General features: G+C 53.7%; 14 protein-coding genes. 5 read left to right on the top strand and 9 right to left on the bottom strand.

The genetic code is table 11. From position 1 onward, the window contains the following. Positions 1–62: 62 nt before the first annotated feature. A complete protein-coding gene (locus KBY68_RS06850; protein ID WP_255096458.1) occupies positions 63–2,426 on the top strand; it encodes a UvrD-helicase domain-containing protein in 2,364 nt (787 codons plus the stop codon). On the opposite strand, the gene KBY68_RS06845 is transcribed toward KBY68_RS06850, so the two are convergent. From KBY68_RS06845 to KBY68_RS06835, 3 genes are read right to left on the bottom strand one after another with little or no spacing between them, the layout of a single operon-like run. Next, positions 2,400–3,494 carry an O-antigen ligase family protein gene (locus tag KBY68_RS06845; protein WP_255096456.1) on the bottom strand — a complete coding sequence of 365 codons (1,095 nt, stop codon included), beginning with the start codon at positions 3,492–3,494 and terminating at the stop codon, positions 2,400–2,402. The genes KBY68_RS06850 and KBY68_RS06845 overlap by 27 nt on opposite strands. Before the next feature lie 15 nt (positions 3,495–3,509). Continuing rightward, positions 3,510–4,664 (bottom strand): glycosyltransferase, encoded by a 1,155-nt coding sequence (locus tag KBY68_RS06840; RefSeq protein ID WP_255096455.1) that lies wholly within the window; start codon positions 4,662–4,664, stop codon positions 3,510–3,512. A 3-nt stretch (positions 4,665–4,667) separates the two neighbouring features. After that, the gene (locus KBY68_RS06835; RefSeq protein WP_255096454.1) at positions 4,668–6,113 is read right to left on the bottom strand and encodes a glycosyltransferase family 2 protein; all 1,446 of its coding nucleotides are present in this window, start codon (positions 6,111–6,113) and stop codon (positions 4,668–4,670) included. On the opposite strand from KBY68_RS06835, the gene KBY68_RS06830 reads away from it, so the two are divergent. Then, on the top strand, positions 6,084–7,364 hold the full coding sequence (locus tag KBY68_RS06830; protein WP_255096453.1) for a tRNA nucleotidyltransferase/poly(A) polymerase family protein: 1,281 nt from the start codon (positions 6,084–6,086) through the stop codon (positions 7,362–7,364). The genes KBY68_RS06835 and KBY68_RS06830 overlap by 30 nt on opposite strands. Positions 7,365–7,544: 180 nt before the next feature. Here KBY68_RS06830 and KBY68_RS06825 read toward each other — a convergent pair whose 3' ends face one another. The 3 genes from KBY68_RS06825 to KBY68_RS06815 are packed head-to-tail and all read right to left on the bottom strand — an operon-like array spanning position 7,545 to position 10,847. Next, positions 7,545–8,672, bottom strand: coding sequence for a hypothetical protein (locus KBY68_RS06825; protein WP_255096452.1), 1,128 nt, complete (start codon positions 8,670–8,672; stop codon positions 7,545–7,547). Between the two features lie 60 nt (positions 8,673–8,732). Continuing rightward, positions 8,733–9,935, bottom strand: a complete 1,203-nt coding sequence (locus KBY68_RS06820; protein WP_255096451.1) for an ATP-binding protein — start codon at positions 9,933–9,935, stop codon at positions 8,733–8,735. A 9-nt stretch (positions 9,936–9,944) separates the two neighbouring features. Continuing rightward, the gene (locus tag KBY68_RS06815) at positions 9,945–10,847 is read right to left on the bottom strand and encodes a glycosyltransferase family protein (protein WP_255096450.1); all 903 of its coding nucleotides are present in this window, start codon (positions 10,845–10,847) and stop codon (positions 9,945–9,947) included. Here KBY68_RS06815 and KBY68_RS06810 point away from each other — a divergent pair. Further along, entirely contained in the window at positions 10,843–11,151 is a 309-nt protein-coding gene (locus tag KBY68_RS06810) for a thioredoxin family protein (RefSeq protein WP_255096529.1), read from the top strand. The genes KBY68_RS06815 and KBY68_RS06810 overlap by 5 nt on opposite strands. Before the next feature lie 8 nt (positions 11,152–11,159). Here the strand turns inward: KBY68_RS06810 and KBY68_RS06805 are convergent, their stop codons facing one another. Beyond that, positions 11,160–13,172, bottom strand: coding sequence for a glycosyltransferase family 39 protein (locus KBY68_RS06805; protein ID WP_255096449.1), 2,013 nt, complete (start codon positions 13,170–13,172; stop codon positions 11,160–11,162). A 6-nt stretch (positions 13,173–13,178) separates the two neighbouring features. Here KBY68_RS06805 and KBY68_RS06800 point away from each other — a divergent pair, with 6 nt between their 5' ends. Together KBY68_RS06800 and KBY68_RS06795 are read left to right on the top strand one after the other, a co-directional pair. Next, positions 13,179–13,538, top strand: coding sequence for a nucleotidyltransferase domain-containing protein (locus tag KBY68_RS06800; protein ID WP_255096448.1), 360 nt, complete (start codon positions 13,179–13,181; stop codon positions 13,536–13,538). Further along, a complete protein-coding gene (locus KBY68_RS06795) occupies positions 13,535–13,927 on the top strand; it encodes a HEPN domain-containing protein (protein WP_255096447.1) in 393 nt (130 codons plus the stop codon). Before KBY68_RS06800 ends, KBY68_RS06795 begins: the two co-directional genes overlap by 4 nt. Before the next feature lie 29 nt (positions 13,928–13,956). Here KBY68_RS06795 and selD read toward each other — a convergent pair whose 3' ends face one another. Both selD and galE read right to left on the bottom strand, forming a co-directional pair. Next, the gene (gene selD / locus KBY68_RS06790) at positions 13,957–16,041 is read right to left on the bottom strand and encodes a slr1591 family oxidoreductase/selenide, water dikinase SelD (RefSeq protein WP_255096445.1); all 2,085 of its coding nucleotides are present in this window, start codon (positions 16,039–16,041) and stop codon (positions 13,957–13,959) included. Then, positions 16,028–17,044 carry a UDP-glucose 4-epimerase GalE gene (galE, locus tag KBY68_RS06785; RefSeq protein WP_255096444.1) on the bottom strand — a complete coding sequence of 339 codons (1,017 nt, stop codon included), beginning with the start codon at positions 17,042–17,044 and terminating at the stop codon, positions 16,028–16,030. The genes selD and galE overlap by 14 nt, the downstream gene beginning before the upstream one ends. Positions 17,045–17,160 lie beyond the last annotated feature (116 nt).

Here is a 17,160-nt window from a genome sequence, read left to right as displayed (position 1 = left end):
CTTATAATGATAGCGGCATGGGCATTTGCTCGCCAGATGCAGGCGCGCCCTAATCTGCCCGAATGACCCAGGGTTTCCTCGCCGGACTCAACGACGCCCAGCGCCAGGCGGTGGGACACCACTGCGGCCCATTGCTGGTGGTGGCGGGGGCAGGCAGCGGTAAAACCAAGGCGCTCACCCACCGCATCGCCCACCTAATCGGTCACCACGGCGTTGATCCAGCTGAATTATTAGCGGTTACCTTCACCAATAAGGCAGCCCGGGAGATGAAGGAAAGGCTGGAGCTGCTGCTCACCCAGCGGTTAGCCCAAAGCAGCTTTGGCCAACCGCTCACCAGCCTTGCAAGCCACGAGCAACGCCAATTGCGCAGCCGCATCTATCGGGAGGTAACAAAGGAGCTATGGATCGGCACTTTCCATGCCCTATTTGCAAGATTATTGCGCTTTGATATTGATAAATATACGGATCCAGATGGCCTCAGCTGGACCCGTCAGTTTTCGATTTATGATGAAGCCGATGCCCAAAGTTTAGTTAAAGAAATTACCGTTCAAGAGTTGCAATTAGATCCCAAACGGTTTGAACCTAAAAAGATGCGTTGGGCAATTAGCAATGCGAAAAACCATGGTTGGTTGCCGCAACATCTAGAGCAGCAGGAGCTGGGCCAGGGGCAAAGGGGCCGCCTGTTGGTGGAAACCTATCGCCGTTACCGCCGTGCCTTAGCCGCTAATAATGCCCTTGATTTTGATGATTTATTGCTGCTGCCAGTGCAACTATTGCAGCAAAATAGCCAGGTGCGTTCCTATTGGCATCGCCGCTTTAGGCATCTTTTAGTTGATGAATATCAAGATACAAACCGCACCCAATACGACCTCTTAAAGTTAATCGTAACCGATGGTGTGGATCCGGCTCAATTCAAGAGCTGGGAAAACCGCTCAGTTTTTGTGGTGGGTGATGCTGATCAAAGTATCTATAGCTTTCGCGCTGCTGATTTCACAATCCTGATGGGTTTCCAGGGTGATTTTGGTGATGGTGTGGCAGATGGCAGCACCCAAACAATGGTGAAATTAGAAGAAAACTATCGCTCCACGGCAACTATTTTAGAGGCGGCGAATACCTTGATCTCCCGTAATACGGAACGGATTGATAAGGTGCTGCGCCCCACCCGTGGGGCCGGTGAATTAATCAGGCTAAGCCGTTGTGATGATGAGATTGCAGAAGCGGAAACAGTGGTGCAACGCATGCGTGAATTGCAGGCTGCCCACCCTGAATTGCGCTATGGCGATATGGCAGTTCTTTATCGCACCAATGCCCAATCCCGCGCCATTGAGGAGAGTTTGGTTCGCTGGCGGGTGCCTTACACCGTGGTGGGTGGTTTGCGCTTTTATGATCGCCGCGAGATCAAAGATGTGCTTGCTTATCTGCGCCTATTGGTTAATCAAGCTGATTCGGTGAGTTTATTAAGGGTGCTGAATGTGCCTAAACGGGGCATTGGTAAAACCACAATAGAGCGGCTAAATGATGCCTCGAGTCAATTGGGAATACCGCTTTGGGAGGTGGTGAGCGATGCGGAATCGGTGCGCACCTTGGCGGGCCGTTCAGCCCGGGGGCTACTGCAATTTGCCGATTTATTAGCCGAATTACGCGGCAAGCTTGATGCTTCAAGCCCAAGCGAAATGGTGCAACTGGTGCTGGAGCGCAGTGGCTATTTGGCCGAACTCATAGCTGAAGCAACAGATGAGGCAGAGGAAAGGCGCCGCAACCTGCAGGAATTGGTGAATGCAGCGCTGCAATATCAAGAGGAAAATGAAGAGGGCAATTTGGAGGGCTTTTTGGCATCAGCAGCCCTTGCAAGTGATGCCGACGACAAAGATTTAGCCGCAGAACGGGTGGTGTTGATGACCCTCCATGCCAGCAAAGGGCTTGAATTTCCGGTGGTGTTCATGGTGGGCCTAGAGCAGGGCTTATTCCCGAGCTATCGCTCTTTGGATGATCCAGCTTCGATGGAAGAGGAGCGCCGGCTTTGTTATGTGGGGATTACCAGGGCAAAGGAGCGTTTGTTTTTATCCCATGCCAGTGAAAGAAGGCTATGGGGCGGCATGCGAGAGGCGGCGGTGCCATCTGCGTTTTTAGCTGAACTGCCGGAGGGTTCACTGCAAGCCGATATTCCCCGCAGCGGTGCCAGGGAGCAGCGGCTGGAGCGGCTCACCAGGATCGATCGCGAACCGGCTAAAAACCCTTCCATGGGGAATAGAAATGCTGCCCAAGTTTGGGCGGTTGGTGATCAATTACAGCATGATGTGTTTGGGGAAGGCAGAGTTACCCATCTATTTGGTAGTGGCGAAAAGATCTCAATTGCCGTGAAATTTCCTGGCATGGGCCCAAAAATTCTGGATCCGCGTTTAGCTCCGATCCGGCGTAGTAACTGAGCCGTTAACGCTAAGGGGGATTGCTAGCAATATTCCTGTAAAAACTTGGGTGATGGGCCAGTGGATGAGGGACACATCAAAAAAACTCTGGAGCAATGTATATGCAAGGGCAGCTTGACCAACACGCCTTGGTAGAGGTTCAAGCAAGCCTTCTGATTGGCGCCAACTATTCAATAACAATGTTATTAGTAGGCCAAGGCCAATCAACCCCAAAAGGCCTGCATTTGCCCAGAGTTGCAGGTAGAGGTTGTGGGCATGGTCGGCGATGCCACCGTTAATTATTTGATGACAAAACTCTTTTGGTCGTTCAAATCCAACCCCATGTAGCAAGCGATTGTTTCCTGAAAAGGGTAGGTTGAAGTAACACTGGCCTATGGCTAGGCGACCCATATCTGAACTTGGATTCAATCCAGGAATGCCAGTACTCGATGGACGTAATAGTTGTTTTCCAGCTAAGCCTGCTATCGCTAAAGCAATTAAAATAAATAGATTTGGCAGCAAACTAGCTTCTTTAGCCCTTTCGCGTAAATAAACAAAAGCAAGTGCTAAAACCGAGCTCAATAGGGCCGCTCGAGAAGAAGTTTGCCACACCATTAGCAATGCTAAAATAGCACTCAAAACCGCTAATGGCGCAGCCCGTTGCCAACACCAAGCAATGGCAATTATTAGCAATAAGCCAAGTAGATATGCAGCTTGGTTTGCGCCCACCAGCGGATTAGGTGTCCAGGGTTTGGCAGTTATTTGAGTTATTAAAAGAGGCAGTGGCAATAAAGAAAAGCGCAATAGCCATGGCCATCTGGCCTGGCTAATACCTGTTGCCGCAAGCAAGCTAGTTACTAGCAGAAGGCCGTCTTGGCTGGAGGCTGGATGGGGCATTTCATTTAGCCACCAGGTGCGAGCCATCAACAGGATCACCATTGCTAGGGGCCATAGGGCCCAGCGTTTTTGCTTTGGTGCCAGCACAAGTTGTGCCATCACCCATGCACTTGCTGCCACACTGCTTAGCAGTGGATTTAGGGGCAACAAAAATAGCAATCCCCCAAGGGGTAGCAGTAGATCAAATGGCATCAACATTGCTACACCCTAGGCTAATAACCAGTTGGCGTAACGCCCCTGGCTAATTGATTGGGCATGTTGGCGGGCCTTAAGGGAGATGGCACTTAATTGCCAAGAAGGGGTGAGTTGCGGATCAAGCAATCTTTGCAGTAGCTGCACCTGTTCCGTACGCAGATGGTATTCCGTTTCACCAAGATCAAAACCCGTAACATCTGGTTTCAGTTGTTCCTGCCAGCCGCCAGTGCGATTGCGCAGTAATGGTTGACCCATGGCCATGGCCTCCATGGCCACAAGTGAATAGGTTTCAATACGTGAACAACTCACAGCTAGGTTGGCATTAGCCATGGCCGTTAAAATTTGATTGCGGCTGCCATGGGGGGTTGAATTAAAGCGATCACCCAATAAGGCATGGCCCCACAAACGTAGCTCCCTAGCTAAATAGGCACCAGAATCCATTTCTAAGCCATTGAAATGTAATTCAAGTGGTCGTTGGTTTTGATTTTGACCTGCTCCACTTTGGATAACAGCTTGGAGTAAACGCAATAGCCATAGGTGCCCCTTGTTGCCATCACCGGCCATGCCGGTGAGTTGTAAGCGCAAGCTATTAAATGTTGGAAGGGGTTGATCAAATAATGAACACCCACCGTTTTTCAGCGGTAATAGAGGTGTTTGCACCGCAAGGTTTGAGCCGCTGTATTCAAGCCAGTTTTGATAGCTGCCAAGGGTGTGAATAGAGGGCAGCCTCATTTGCAATTTGCCTGTGCTTAGCAGTGGCAATAGCCTTTGGGGCCACTGCTTATCCGCCAGTAGCTGGCTTGGATTGCCCTCATGGCCATACCAATCCAAGCGTTTGATTTCGCCGCACTCAAGCCGCGCTAAGGCTGTTTTGATCACCGCCTCGGGCAGGGCAAGGCTATTGAGCAGGATGCGGTCGTTTGGCTTTGGCTTTGGTGCTGCTTGCTCCGGGTTTAAAACCCTGCAATGGAAGCCTTCCGCCTCAAGTTCGCGGCGCAGTTTGGTGTGCACCCTGTCGTGGTGGCCTCCCCAACTGAGTAGTCGTAGCTGCCGGCGCCAGCCCTGCTCCGCTAATTCCCGAGCAATGGCGCCTAAAACCAGCGGTGCACCGGTATGGGTGAAGTTGTGGCTGTAGAGCCAAAACTTTGGTGCCTGCTGGAATGGCATCGTTCAGCTTTTCATTGCTAGTAATTGCCGCCAACGGGATACGTAGGGGTCTGTGCACCAAATGCCGCCCAGCTGTTGAGCCCATAGCTCCTGGAATAAACCCAGTTCTGGGGGCACCAGATCAAGGCTGCGGCTGGCGGATTCGAAATGGATCCAGCGGCTGGCGGGATCCAGCAGCACAACCTTGCCAGCTTGGCGAGCTCGCAGGCAGAAGTCCACATCGCCGTAGTTAATTGGTAGCTCAAGGCACAAACCACCCAGTTGCCGCCAGAGATTTGCACTGCACATGCACACGGCAGCGGTAACGGCTTGAAATGCCCTAGCTGTTTCTAGTAGCCCAGGCGGCAGGCGCTCTGGTTTGCAGCTAGCCCAGGCATGGCGTGGGGCCAAGTTGTCTATTGCTACACCTGCATGTTGTACGCGGCCATTGGGGTAGAGCAGCAGTGCACCCACCACCCCCACCTCAGGCCTTTGGGCTTGGGCCAGCATGGAAGCAATTGAATTTGGCTCTAGCAGTTCAGTGTCGTCGTTTAGTTGCAGTAGCCATTCACCTTTGCTGGCGGCAGCGGCCTGGTTGAGCCTTTGGCTGTAGCTATAGGGTTCATAGCTGCGTTCATGGCGCCAGCGGCCAGCACCAAGTTTTGAACTGGTGAGTGTTTCAAGTTCAGAAAGTAGTTCCGGTGATAGTTCACCTGCATCGATCACTACGATTTCTAATTCGCGATAGCTACTGCGCTGCAATAACTTTTCCAGACAGTGGCGCAGCAGCAGGGTGGAGCGCCCCTTGATGGTTTTGGAAAAACCACCACTGGGGATCAACACACTCACCAGGGGTGTGCCTTTTGGGCTAGCCAGCTGGGGCGTGGGGCTTGGCGCTGGCGCCTGCAGCAGGGGCAGGGGCACATGGGCCCAGCGCTCTGGGCCAACGCAAGCCAGTAACCGGCTGCGCCATTCAATCCTTTCGGGGCCGGCCAATGGCGCCGGGCCCATGTGTTGCAAAACAGCATTGCTAAGCAATAGCGGACCCTCCGCTTCTGCGCTGGCCCCATCTAAAAAGGGATCTAATAAACCTTTTTGACGCCAGGCCCGTTTGCCATTTGCTTGGGGCAGCCAGTCGTCGCAGCTAACAACAAGGGCATTGCTCCAATGTTGCCGGGCACTTAGTAATCGCCTCAGGCGCTTGTGTTGGCGCTTGGAGATCGGCCAGCCGGGCGGCAACAGCAGGCTGAAATCAGCGCTTGCCGTTTTGCTTGCCCTCAGACCTGGTTGGATTCGAATTAAGCCATAGCGCCACAAATCAGCCCAGATTTCACCGCGCCAACGTTCCAGTTTTGGCACCAACCTTTCCGCTAATACCCGTTTTGGTTGCTTGCACTTGTTCCACCAACGGGCAGGCTTAGGGCGATCCTTCACAGGCCTATGGCGCTTGCGCCCATGAGTTTGCCCCATGCGGAGTGGCTTGAATGGCTACTGGCTCTAGCTACTCCCCTGGGGCTGCAGTTGAGCTTGGTGGGTGGGGTAGTGCGGGATCAATGGCTGGGCCAACCGTTGCCATTGAAGGATCTTGATCTGGTGGTGGAAGGGCCAATGGCTTGGCCGGCCTTGGTGCTGGCTGAGGCGATCGTTGCTGCTGCTGCCGCTTCTCAGTTGCCGCTTGGTTACCAGCTGTTGCAGTGCACCCCCCACAGCAGCTATGGCACTGCCCGGTTGCAATTGCAAATTAATGGCCAATTGTTGCTGTGTGATTTGAGTTCAGCCCGCAGTGAAAGCTATGGCTTTCCAGGGGCTCAGCCCGTGGTGCAACCTGCAAATTTGCAAATTGATTTGCAACGGCGTGATTTCAGCCTTAATGCCATGGCTATGCGCATACCAGGGCTGGAGCTGCTGGATCCCTTGGGTGGAGCCGCTGATTTAGGCGCAAGGCAGCTGCGTTTGCTGCATGGGAGCAGCCTGAGGGATGATCCCACCCGCTTGATCAGGGCGGTGCGCTACGGGGCAAGGTTTGATTTGCAATGGGCCCCCGCGAGTTGGGAGCAGGCAAGCGTGATGCTCAATAGCTGGCCCTGGCCTCCGGGGGCTCCTGCTTTAGGGGCAAGGTTGCGAATGGAATTGGAATTGTTGTTTGCTGAAACCAACTGGCGTGGGGCCTTGTTGTTGCTTGAGCAGTGGCGTGGTTTGGAGCTACTGCAGCGGGGTTGGCAGCGATTGCCAAGGGGTAGCGCTCGCTTTTTGAGCCGTTTTGGTTGCTGGGGAGCTGCTTTGGAGCCGGCGTTTACGGCGGTGGATTTAAGGCTGTTTGCATTGATCGATTTAGCCCCCGGTGTTGTGGCTGATAAACAAGCGATTGCAGAGCGTTTGCAAATTCCGCAACGGCTATGGGAGCTGCTTGGCCAGGTGGCTGCACTGCGCCATTGGTTGCAAAGGGTGTGCCCCATCAATGGTTGGCGGCCATCTCAATGGACTGCCGCATTAGAACAACCCGGCAATGGCGGCCAACCATTGGCGGTGCTGCTGGTGCTTTTGCAGCCTGGTGAGCCGGCTAGATATCATTTACTGCGTTGGTTATTGCGTTGGCGGTTGCAGCGGCCAGCAATTAGCGGTAAGCAATTGCTCGCAATGGGTTATCAACCGGGGCCGGAATTAGGAAGGCGGCTGTGGCAGGAGCGGGCCAAAGAAATTGATAAAAATGATAAAAAGTAAATAATTAGTTTTAGGTTGCATTTAGAAATGCATAATCAGAAAAATTGCCCTGGCTTAATGTGTAAGCTCCAACGCTTGCTTTATCAAAGATGGAATCATTTGTTGTGAAAACTGGAACGGCACCAGTGGAAGGGTAATTGAGCGGCAGTATTTCCCAGCTAGCGTTTGAAAATCCACCAGTTAAGTTATCTCTGGTGATTGTTGCAGTAGCTGCAGCCCCAAGGCTGCCATTGGGCCCTGGTGAAATTGTGGCTGGCAATTTGTATGTGCCGTTGCCGTTATACCAAATACCCTCGAAATGGGTTTCAAGCGTTTTTGAAGAGCTTGTAGATGGGTAATTAAAGGTTTTGTAGTTGCTAAATAGGCCTGTAACGGAATCGTAATCCAATAGATAGGCGGAGCCAAGGCCCTCGGATTGATTGCCGATATTTTTTTACGACTGGCATCATATTGAAGGCCAACACCACCTGCAATGGTGTAGCTGGAGCCTTGATTATGCCAAATACCATAGGCTGTTTTTGTTAGGGCGTTGTCGCTACCTGGCAGGATGATGTCTTTTTGTTTATTGGAATCACTGGCGGTTGGATTATAAATAAAAGCATGAATATCTGGGCGAGTTGGGAAAGAATCGTAGCCACCAGCGGCTAATCCACCATCAACGCTATGAATAAATGTGTAATTAGCTAAACTACCATCGCTAAACTTTGGTTGAAATACTTGAAAGTTATTTTTATCTGGTGTTGTTGTAATTGGCCCTTCGTAATAAAAGCCAAGGGTACTTGCTGGAAATCCAGCACTGTCGTAGGTTACATTGGCTGGTGAAACTGAACCAACAAGATTTACAAGGCCACTGCCAAGATTATTTACCCCATAAATACTTGTATTTGTATAACTATTCACAGTGGGATTATTTATGGTGTTAATTCCATTGGGAACATTCATTATTGTCCAGGTGCCGCTGCCATTTCCTTGTGATGTATTGGCGGCATTTATGGGGCCTTGGTAAACAAGTCCCTGTGCTGCTGGGTTGCCGCCATTGGCTAAATTTTTTGTTCCGGTGATAATATAATCACCGCTACTATTGCCACCAGTTATGCCTTGAAGGGCATAGGAAGTTGGATAGGTGCTGCCACTCTCATAGGCAAAGAATGGCGTAAATAAACTTGATTGTGCAGGAGGAATGCTTGATGCGGCAGAAGGTGTTGCTAGGCTTTGCAATATTGTTTGCCACATTAATAAAGCGCCCGGTTGCTTAAAAAAACCGGCTTGAAATAGGTATGTGAACCAAGCAAATTGAGCAGAATTCATTGATTTATTCGGCTAATTAATTACTTTAGTGCCATGGGATGCTTTAGCGGAAAAACTTATTTAACTTAACATGTTTATAGCATTGAAATTGCTTATTAATCCACCTAGTTCAGCAAGGCTAATTACTTCAATGGCTTCCCCAATCGGATAGCGATCTGCTGCTGAGCTCACCACAAAGGTTTTATTTGGCTTCAGATCAGCTCGGGCTTGGTGAAAGCCTTTGCTGAGTTTTGGTGCTAATCCGCGCTTTATTTCAATTGCCCAGCGTTGGCCACAAGCAAAATCCAACACCAGATCCATTTCGGCTCCTGCAGCAGTGCGATAAAACGAGGCTTCGCATCGCTCCGGTGCCACACTTAATAGGGTTTCCACTACGAACCCTTCCCAGCTGCCACCCACAACGGGATGACCAAATAATGCATCTCGATCATCTACGCCTAGTAAATTATGAAGTAAGCCACTATCTCGCACATAAATCTTTGCTGATTTCACTAATCGTTTGGCTATATTTACATGTAATGGCTGTAGGCGGCGCACCAGCAACAAATCTACCAACAGATCTAAGTAGCGAGCCACGGTTTTGCTATCAATTCCCAGGCTTCTACCCAGCTCTGCTGCATTTAGTAAACAGCCTTGGTGATGGGCAAGCATTAGCCAAAATCGACGCAATGTTTCGGCAGGGATGCGTAACCCCAATTGCGGCACATCGCGTTCTAAATAAGTGCGGATAAAATTTTCTCGCCAAATTGCGCTAGAGCCATCATTAGTGGAAAAGAAGCTATCAGGAAAACCACCGCGAATCCATAGTTTATCTTGTTCTTTCTCGCCCACTTCTAAAATATTTAAGCCTGTGAGTTCTAGATAAGCAATTCTTCCAGCCAAACTTTCGCTACTCTGACGGATTAACTCTCCAGAGGCGGAACCAAGTAGCAAAAAGCGGCCGCTGCGTAGCCCTTGCCTGCGGCCGCTATCAATTAAACCCCGCAGGCTGGCAAATAACTCCGGCATTTGTTGCACTTCATCCAGGATCACTAAGCGGTTGGCTAGGGCTGAGAGATAGAGAGCTGGATCCGTTAATCGGGCTCGATCCGCTGGTGCTTCAAGATCTAAATACACACTTGGGCACTGCTCTGCCAGCTCGCGCGCCAAGCTAGTTTTGCCCACCTGCCTGGGCCCCAGCAGGGCCACCGCTGGGAATTGCGCCAACCGCTCGCGGATCGGCTCAAGCAGCCGCCGCCTTACCCAGCCTGTTTTTGCTTGCATTCCTGGAGTTTAGCGCCAGATTTGCAAGGAGGAAAGCACGGCAACGCTGCGTTTTGGCTGCAACGGCATACGCAGTAGGGCATTGATTAATAGGCGAGCAGCCCGCAATAGTTGCACCCACTTGGGGCAATAGCGTTGAATAAAACGTAGATAACTAATGGTTGATAGTTTTAATCGCCGCGAGGATGGAACTTGGCTGCCGCTACCTTTTTGATGGCCAATTAATAATTGTGGCCACCACAGCACCTGAGCTCCTTGGGCTTTTAAACGCAGGCATAGATCAATATCTTCGTAATAAAGTAAAAAATCGTCGTCGAAGCGTGCCACTGGCCTGTGGGCTTCAGGTTTTAATACCAAACTGCAACCACTTAGCCAATCAACTTCAACTGCAGCAGCTTCTATTGCTTTGTTTTTGATCAGCTGCTCACCAACACGCCTTCGCCGAAATTGCAAGCCAGGATCAATCCAGCCGCCACTGGCTTCCAACATCCCATCAGCTCCCAAAACAGCGGTACCCAGCACTGTGCGTTGATCACAGCTTTTCAGCTTTTGGATCATGCGGGCACATTCATCGCCCCGTCGCAATTGGGTGTCGGGATTAAGCAGCCACACCCAACCGTTAAAACCTTGCGCTTTTAAAACATCAAAGGCGCGGTTACAACCCCTGCCAAAGCCCTCTCCCTCTTGGCCATTGATGATCCGAATTTCCACTCCCCTGCAGCCCAGCTGGTCTTGCTTGAGGGGAGCCGAAAGCGGTGCATTGTTCACTAGCAACCAAACAAATTGGCACTGTTGTTGCCTGGCGAGGTCCTGCGCCAAGCTTTCAAGGGCCTGCTGGCTGTGGTAAGCCACGGTTACAAGCGCCAGGTTTTGGTTACCATCGCCGCCATGTAGCCCGCCGGCCGTGATCACTCTGCTCAAGTTCAGTTCAGAAGACTGTGGCACCTGCCATCGCATGAGCCACTACGACAGCAAGGTGGCTGAAGAATTGGGTTTTGAATTTGTGAGTGTGATGCTGCAAGACACCACTGCATATCGCAAATATCGGCCGGTGTTGCTGGCCCAATACCCAAATAAAGAAGGCATGGGTTGGCCCACCTACCTATTGGTATCAAACCCTGAGGCTGATTTCAGCATCCACGGCGAGTTAAAGGGCGGCATGCAAAAAGGTGAATTTCGCGAAAAACTAACTGCTTTAAAAGATTCACTGCCTTAAAAATTCATTCACTTAGCTAACTGCTGCTCCACCGCCTGCACCGCCTTTGGCAGAGACTTTTGCAGTTCACCCAGGCGCCAGATTTCACCCGCTAGAGCGCCACTGAGATCTCCTAGACCCTCCAGCACAGGGTTTGCACTGCGCTTTTGGCCTGCATCCGCCACAGCCCTTGCCCGCCACGGTTGCCAAGCTGCATTCAGCACCACCGCCCGGTAGGCCGGTGGCCAGGGGTTTTGGGGCTCCAGCTGCTCAAGCCGTGCAAACCACTGCTCCGCTTCTAGGGCGCGGTTTTGCAATACGCCAAGCAGGGCAAGGCTCCATAGGGCCTTGGCGTTATTTGGATCTCGCCTCAGCTGAGTGAGGGCCTGTTGGCGCACTTGCACTTGATAGGAGCGGTGGCCATCGAGTTGATGTTGCACGCCAATCGCATCAAATAAGGGAGCTAAGCCCTTGGGGCCTTCGGCTAAGCCTGCGGCAAGCAGCGAAAACCGATCAGCAAATCCTTTGGCCTTTGGGGCCGTTTGCTTGCGCTGCCAGAGTTCAAAAGTGCCTCCCCATGGTTTTGGCCAGCTCTGCTCCAATTTGAACAGGCCACTTTTGCGGATTGAATCACTAAATACCTGCGCTTCTGCCCCCACAGATCCTTGGAAACCAGTGCCTAGCAGCAGCTGCTCAGCACTCGCTAATGCCGTTGGGATCTGGGCCGGGTTATTACCCAACTGACGCCCCACCAGCTGGCCGCCAGCGCGGCGGCCGTAGTAGCTCACATTGTGTTGATTAAGGCTGCCGGTGCTGGGTACCACGATCAAGGTGCGATCCGCCATGGGCTTCTGGGCCTGCAGGTAGCGCACGATTGCTTCCAATGGTTCCGGTGGTGTGCCTTGGCGTTCGATTGCCCTTGCCCTTGTGCTGGCTGTTAAGCCGCCAGCAACCACTAAACCCAGCCCCAATAGGGGCAGGGGCAGTGCCAGCCAACCGCGGGCTAGCACTAAGGCCAGCAGCGGCAGTAGCGGCGCTAGGTAGCGGGGGTCTTTATTGGGGCTAAGCACTGTGAGCAGGGCCCCGGCCGCAAGGCATCCGCTTAGCCAGAACCATTTTTTTGCCACTGGCCGGCGCCAGGTGGCAATTAATAAACCAGCAATGCCGCCAAATAGGGGCAGCTCACCCGCAAGGGCCGGCAACCGTTTCGGATACCAAAGCCAGCCCGCCAGGCTGCTGGCATTGGGGTCGCCCTCGCGGGCCGCTGATTCCAAGGTGGCCCGTTGGGTGCCCCCCAAGGTGGTAACAAGATTGTGCTGCAACCAGGGCAGCAGCAATGCCAGCACCAGTGCCATGGCCGCCAGCAGCTGCAAACGCCTAGGGCCGCCCAGCCATAGGGCGCTCAAGCTCACCCAAAGCACCGGCAGCAGCAACACCAGCAGGGCACTTTGTTTAATCAGTAGGGCAGCCGCAATCGCCCCTGCTGCCGCAAGCGCCTGGGGCCATTTGCCGCCTTTTAGCCAACGCCCCAGCAGCCATAGGGCCCAGGTGCAACTGGCGCAAACCGGTATTTCCAGCACGTAGTCCACCCTTAATTCAGCCAAAAGGGGCATCAAGCAGCAGAGCAGGGCTGCCCCTAAACCAAGGCCGGCACCCATTAATTCACGGCCCCATAGGGCCACAACCAGCAGCAACAAGCCAAACCAAAGGCTGAGGGCCCATGCGGCTTGGTCGGGATGGTCGCCGGCGATGGCGAGCACAGTGCCATTAAGCAACGAAGCCAGGGGCGGGATTTTGGGCGATAAATCCAGCAATGGCTGCCAGCCCTGCCAGCTGCCACCGGCTAGCAGCCCAAGGGCCCGGCCATGGTCGAGGGCGCTATTGAGGTAGTCGGCCTGGTCCCAAGCGGGCAGCCGTTGATCCAAATGCAGCCAGAGCCGATCCAGGCCAGTGGCGGCCAGCCAGATCAAGGCCAGTAGCGGCCAGAAATATCGCTCTAGCAGTGGTTTGGCTGCTGAAATTGAGTGTTTGCTAGTTAGCATGATTTTGTGGATAGCACCCTGCAGCCCCTTTCGCCCGTGCAGCAGTTGCGGCTGGCTTCCCATGCCCAATGGTTAGAGCAGTTAAAGGCAAAGCTGAACAATTTTTTGCTGCCCAGTTGCGCTATTTATCTCTTTGGTTCCCGCGCCCGGGGTGATTGGGATGGTTATTCAGATACCGATCTATTGGTGGTGGGCAGCAGCCAAGAAATGGCTGAAATCCAAGCCGATAAATTAAGAGATGGCTTAATTGGTGATGATGTAATAGCTGTGAGTGCTGCCTATTGGCAGGCGATAGGCAGCGAATCATCTCTCCATTGGCAAGCGATTAAACGGGATGCCCAGCTACTGGCGGGTAAAAATCAATGAATGCAAGGCCGCAAGCTTGGTTTCAACAAGCCCAAGATGATTTAGGCGTTGCAAAATTGGTTTGCGCTAACGGCTTTAATGCCCAGGCCTGTTATTTCGCTTCCCAAGCAGCTGAAAAAGCACTTAAGGGCTTGATTTTGGAATTAGGGGCTGAACCGCCCCACACCCATGTTTTGGCTGAATTAATTAAGTATCTAAAACGGCTTGGCTGCGATGTGAATGGCTTTGATGCCCTGCCACTGCGTAGCCTTAGCAGGTTGGCTGCCACCAGTAGGTATCCGATGGATGCCACCCCGCCCGCTGATCTATTTGAACCCGCCGATGCCAATGGTGCTATTGCCACTGCCACGGCAGTAATTGAACTGTTGCAGGCGATGGATCACTTTTAAATGAACTAACTAACTAACCCATGAACTAACTAACCCATCACCCTTGCAATTTGGCGGGCATGGGGAAAACCATTGGTTTGCATTGCAGTAAGGCAGGCTTCTGCTTGGGCGGCTGGAATTGCTGCTAATAGCGGCCCGCAGGTTTGTGGATCAAGCCATAGCTGCAAGATCGCTTCAGATTGATGATTAATTAATTGCGGCCATTTTTCCAGGATGGCCTTGTTGCTAGGGGCCAGGCTGCTGGCTATGCCCTGTTGCAACAGTGTTAGGGCACCTTTTAGGGCTGGTGCTGCATCCAGCTCCAATTGCAATTGCACCCCCGGGGAGGCAGCCAACATTTCCGTTAAATGACCCAGCAGGCCAAAACCGGTTACATCGGTGCATACCTGGCAGCCATGGGCTGCCAGCAAAGGCAGCAGGGCCGCTTGGCTTTGTTGCATCAACTCCAGGGCTTCACTAATCCAGCTGGACTTTGCTTTGCCAAGTTGGGCCGCGGCAAACAGCACTCCCGTGCCAATGGAGCGGCTGATCAACAACACATCACCCGGTTGCAGGGGCCCCTTATGCCAAGGATCAGCGGCAAAACCATTCACGGTGAGGGCCAGCAGCAGTTGCTGGCTCAGTGGTTTGTTTGCCTCTTGAGCCATGGCCTGGAGGCTGTGGCCGCCGAGCAATTGGGCGCCATGTTGAGCAAGCACACTTTGAACACCGGCAAGGCTTTGGCTTAGTAATTCGCTTTGCAGTGCAACCGAGCAGCGGGGCAGCTGGATCAAGAGTTGGGCGCTCTGGATTTGGGCGCCACTGGCCCATAGATCAGAGCAGGCATGCAGGGTGGTGAGCCGTGCATTAAGCCAGGGATCTGCCACTGGGGCAGGGAAACCATCACAACTTTGCAGCCACTGCTGGCTGGAGCTATTGCTCAAACTATTGCTAACAATGGCGGCATCCTGGGGGCCTGTTTGATCCAAGCCGAGTTGATTTAGGGCTTGATTGAGCACTTGGGCTGGCAGCTTGGCGGCGCAACCACTGCAGGCCATTTCCTCTGAACCAGCCATCACTGAACTGGGCTGCTGCAACATCGCCATGAAGCGCTGATCAAGTTTTTGCTTCCATAGCCAGCTCAGCCGCGAGGCACCCCAGCGCAGGGGCCCCCATTGGCCATAGGCACGGCCTTTGCCATCGCCAAGCAGCTGTAGGGCATGGGTTTGCGGCTGCCAAAGGCGCAGTTTTTTCCCAAGGCTTAGCCGCTGCAGATTTGCGGCCAGGATCGGCGCTGCCCGCACCGCCCACACACCACTGGCGGGCCTTGGTTGCTGCTGGATTACGGCGCAATCACCACTGGCAAAAAAGCCGGGAAAACCAAGCACCTGCAGGCTGGCATCCGTGCAGAGGCGCCCCTGCTGATTAAGGGGTAAACCAGTGGCTGCAAGCCAGGCGGGGCCGCGGCTGCCGCTGCAGAGCAGCCTCAGGGCCGGGCTAGCGCTGGTGGGTTCGCAATCCACATGCAGTTCCACACCAGCGGCCCGTAAGCCATCGCTAAAACGATCCCAATAGGGGCGGCTTTTTGATTGCAGCAGCAACTGCACCTGCAGGCCGCGGTGGCGCAGGGCAAAGCTGAGCTCCACTGCTGCTGCACCACTTCCAATCAGTTGCACCAAGGCGCCAGGCGTGAGGGCACCTAGGGCAGCGAGCACCGGTTCAAGCGGTTTGATGGCCATTGCTTGGGCTGGGCCCGCAGCGGTGCTGGCGCCGAGATCAAGGCTGAGCAAGGGGCAGCTGAGGGGCGGCCGGGGGCTGCCATCGCTATGGCGTAGCTGCAGTTGGCGTTTGCTGCTATCAAGGCCAATGATTTCGGCTTCCACAAAGGCCACCTGGGCTGCATTGCAAAGGCGGCGTAGATCGATCCGGCAAGCCTCGAGGCCAATGGTGCCGGCAAAAAGGCTTGGCACTAGGCCGGAATAAAGGCTGCTGCCGCTGCGGCTCACCAGGGTGATGGCGCCAAGGGCTGGCCGGCTGCTGGGTGCCATGGCCCAGCGCTGCAGCAAGAGGGCATGGCTGTGGCCACCACCAGCTAGCACAAGGGCGCCTTGGGGTTGAGTTTTAGCGATAGCCATTGGGGTTGGCCTGCTGCCAGGCCCAACCATCACGGCACATGGCAGCTAGATCCAATTTGGTGCGCCAGCCCAAACGCGCTAGGGCCAGGGAAGGATCAGCCACGGTGATGGCAGCATCACCAGGCCTGCGATCCACCAGGCGATGGGGGATGGCAACACCACTGGCATCAGCAAAGGCATTCACCACCTCAAATACCGAACAACCCTGGCCGCTGCCCAGGTTGAGGCTTAGCAATTGGGGTGCTTCCGCCAGCAACACATCAAGGGCGGCCTGGTGGCCGGCTGCTAAATCCATCACGTGGATGTAGTCGCGAATGCCAGTGCCATCTGGGGTGGGCCAATCACTGCCAAAAATCTGCAATTCGGCGCGGCGGCCAACGGCAACTTGGCTCACAAAAGGAAAGAGATTATTGGGGGTGCCAAGGGGATCTTCGCCAATCCTGCCGCTGGGGTGGGCGCCAACGGGGTTGAAATAACGCAGGCGGGCGATGCGCCAACCGGCTTCACTGGCGGCTAGGTCAGCAAGCAGTTGTTCCACAGCTGCTTTGCTGTGGCCATAGGGGTTGATCGGTTTTATCGCTGCGCTTTCTGGGATCGGCACCTGATCTGGGATGCCATAGATGGTGGCACTGCTGCTAAAAACCAAGCTGCGGCAGCCGGCGCTTGCCATCGCCTGCAGCAAGAGGCGAGTGCCCTCTAGGTTCACCTGCCAATAAAGCAAGGGCTTGGCTACCGATTCAGCCACGGCCTTGAGGCCGGCAAAGTGAATCACAGCATCGATGGGGATGCTGCTGAAGGCCCGTTGCAGGCAGGCGGGATGGCAGATATCACCAGCCACCAGGCTGATTTTTTTGCCGCTGAGCTGCTCCACCCGGCGCAGGGATTCCGGGCTGCTGTTGCGGAAATCATCGAGCACCACCAGTTGATGGCCGGCTTCTAAAAGCACTAGGGCCGTGTGGCTACCGATAAAACCAGCCCCGCCGGTTAAGAGCAGATTGGCCATGGCAGGGGCAGGTGAAGCTTGAATCAGTTTGGCCTTTGGCTAAATAAAGGCCAAAAATATGCAATATCCGCATTAATTGGGCACTCCCCCCCCCCCCCTAGCGAAATTGCCCAAAT

It is taken from the genome of Synechococcus lacustris Maggiore-St4-Slac (assembly GCF_024345595.1).
In the GTDB taxonomy this organism is placed as follows: Bacteria; Cyanobacteriota; Cyanobacteriia; order PCC-6307; family Cyanobiaceae; genus Synechococcus_D; species Synechococcus_D lacustris.
Note: the sequence above shows the minus strand (reverse complement) of the source record. Positions and strands in the feature narration are given on the sequence as shown.

Coding starts and splice junctions, on each gene's coding strand:
- KBY68_RS06850 (WP_255096458.1), top strand. CDS start 63: ATGACCCAGGGTTTCCTCGCCGGACTCAACGACGCCCAGCGCCAGGCG.
- KBY68_RS06845 (WP_255096456.1), bottom strand. CDS start 3,494: ATGCCATTTGATCTACTGCTACCCCTTGGGGGATTGCTATTTTTGTTG.
- KBY68_RS06840 (WP_255096455.1), bottom strand. CDS start 4,664: ATGCCATTCCAGCAGGCACCAAAGTTTTGGCTCTACAGCCACAACTTC.
- KBY68_RS06830 (WP_255096453.1), top strand. CDS start 6,084: ATGGCGCTTGCGCCCATGAGTTTGCCCCATGCGGAGTGGCTTGAATGG.
- KBY68_RS06835 (WP_255096454.1), bottom strand. CDS start 6,113: ATGGGGCAAACTCATGGGCGCAAGCGCCATAGGCCTGTGAAGGATCGC.
- KBY68_RS06825 (WP_255096452.1), bottom strand. CDS start 8,672: ATGAATTCTGCTCAATTTGCTTGGTTCACATACCTATTTCAAGCCGGT.
- KBY68_RS06820 (WP_255096451.1), bottom strand. CDS start 9,935: ATGCAAGCAAAAACAGGCTGGGTAAGGCGGCGGCTGCTTGAGCCGATC.
- KBY68_RS06805 (WP_255096449.1), bottom strand. CDS start 13,172: ATGCTAACTAGCAAACACTCAATTTCAGCAGCCAAACCACTGCTAGAG.
- KBY68_RS06795 (WP_255096447.1), top strand. CDS start 13,535: ATGAATGCAAGGCCGCAAGCTTGGTTTCAACAAGCCCAAGATGATTTA.
- selD (WP_255096445.1), bottom strand. CDS start 16,041: ATGGCTATCGCTAAAACTCAACCCCAAGGCGCCCTTGTGCTAGCTGGT.
- galE (WP_255096444.1), bottom strand. CDS start 17,044: ATGGCCAATCTGCTCTTAACCGGCGGGGCTGGTTTTATCGGTAGCCAC.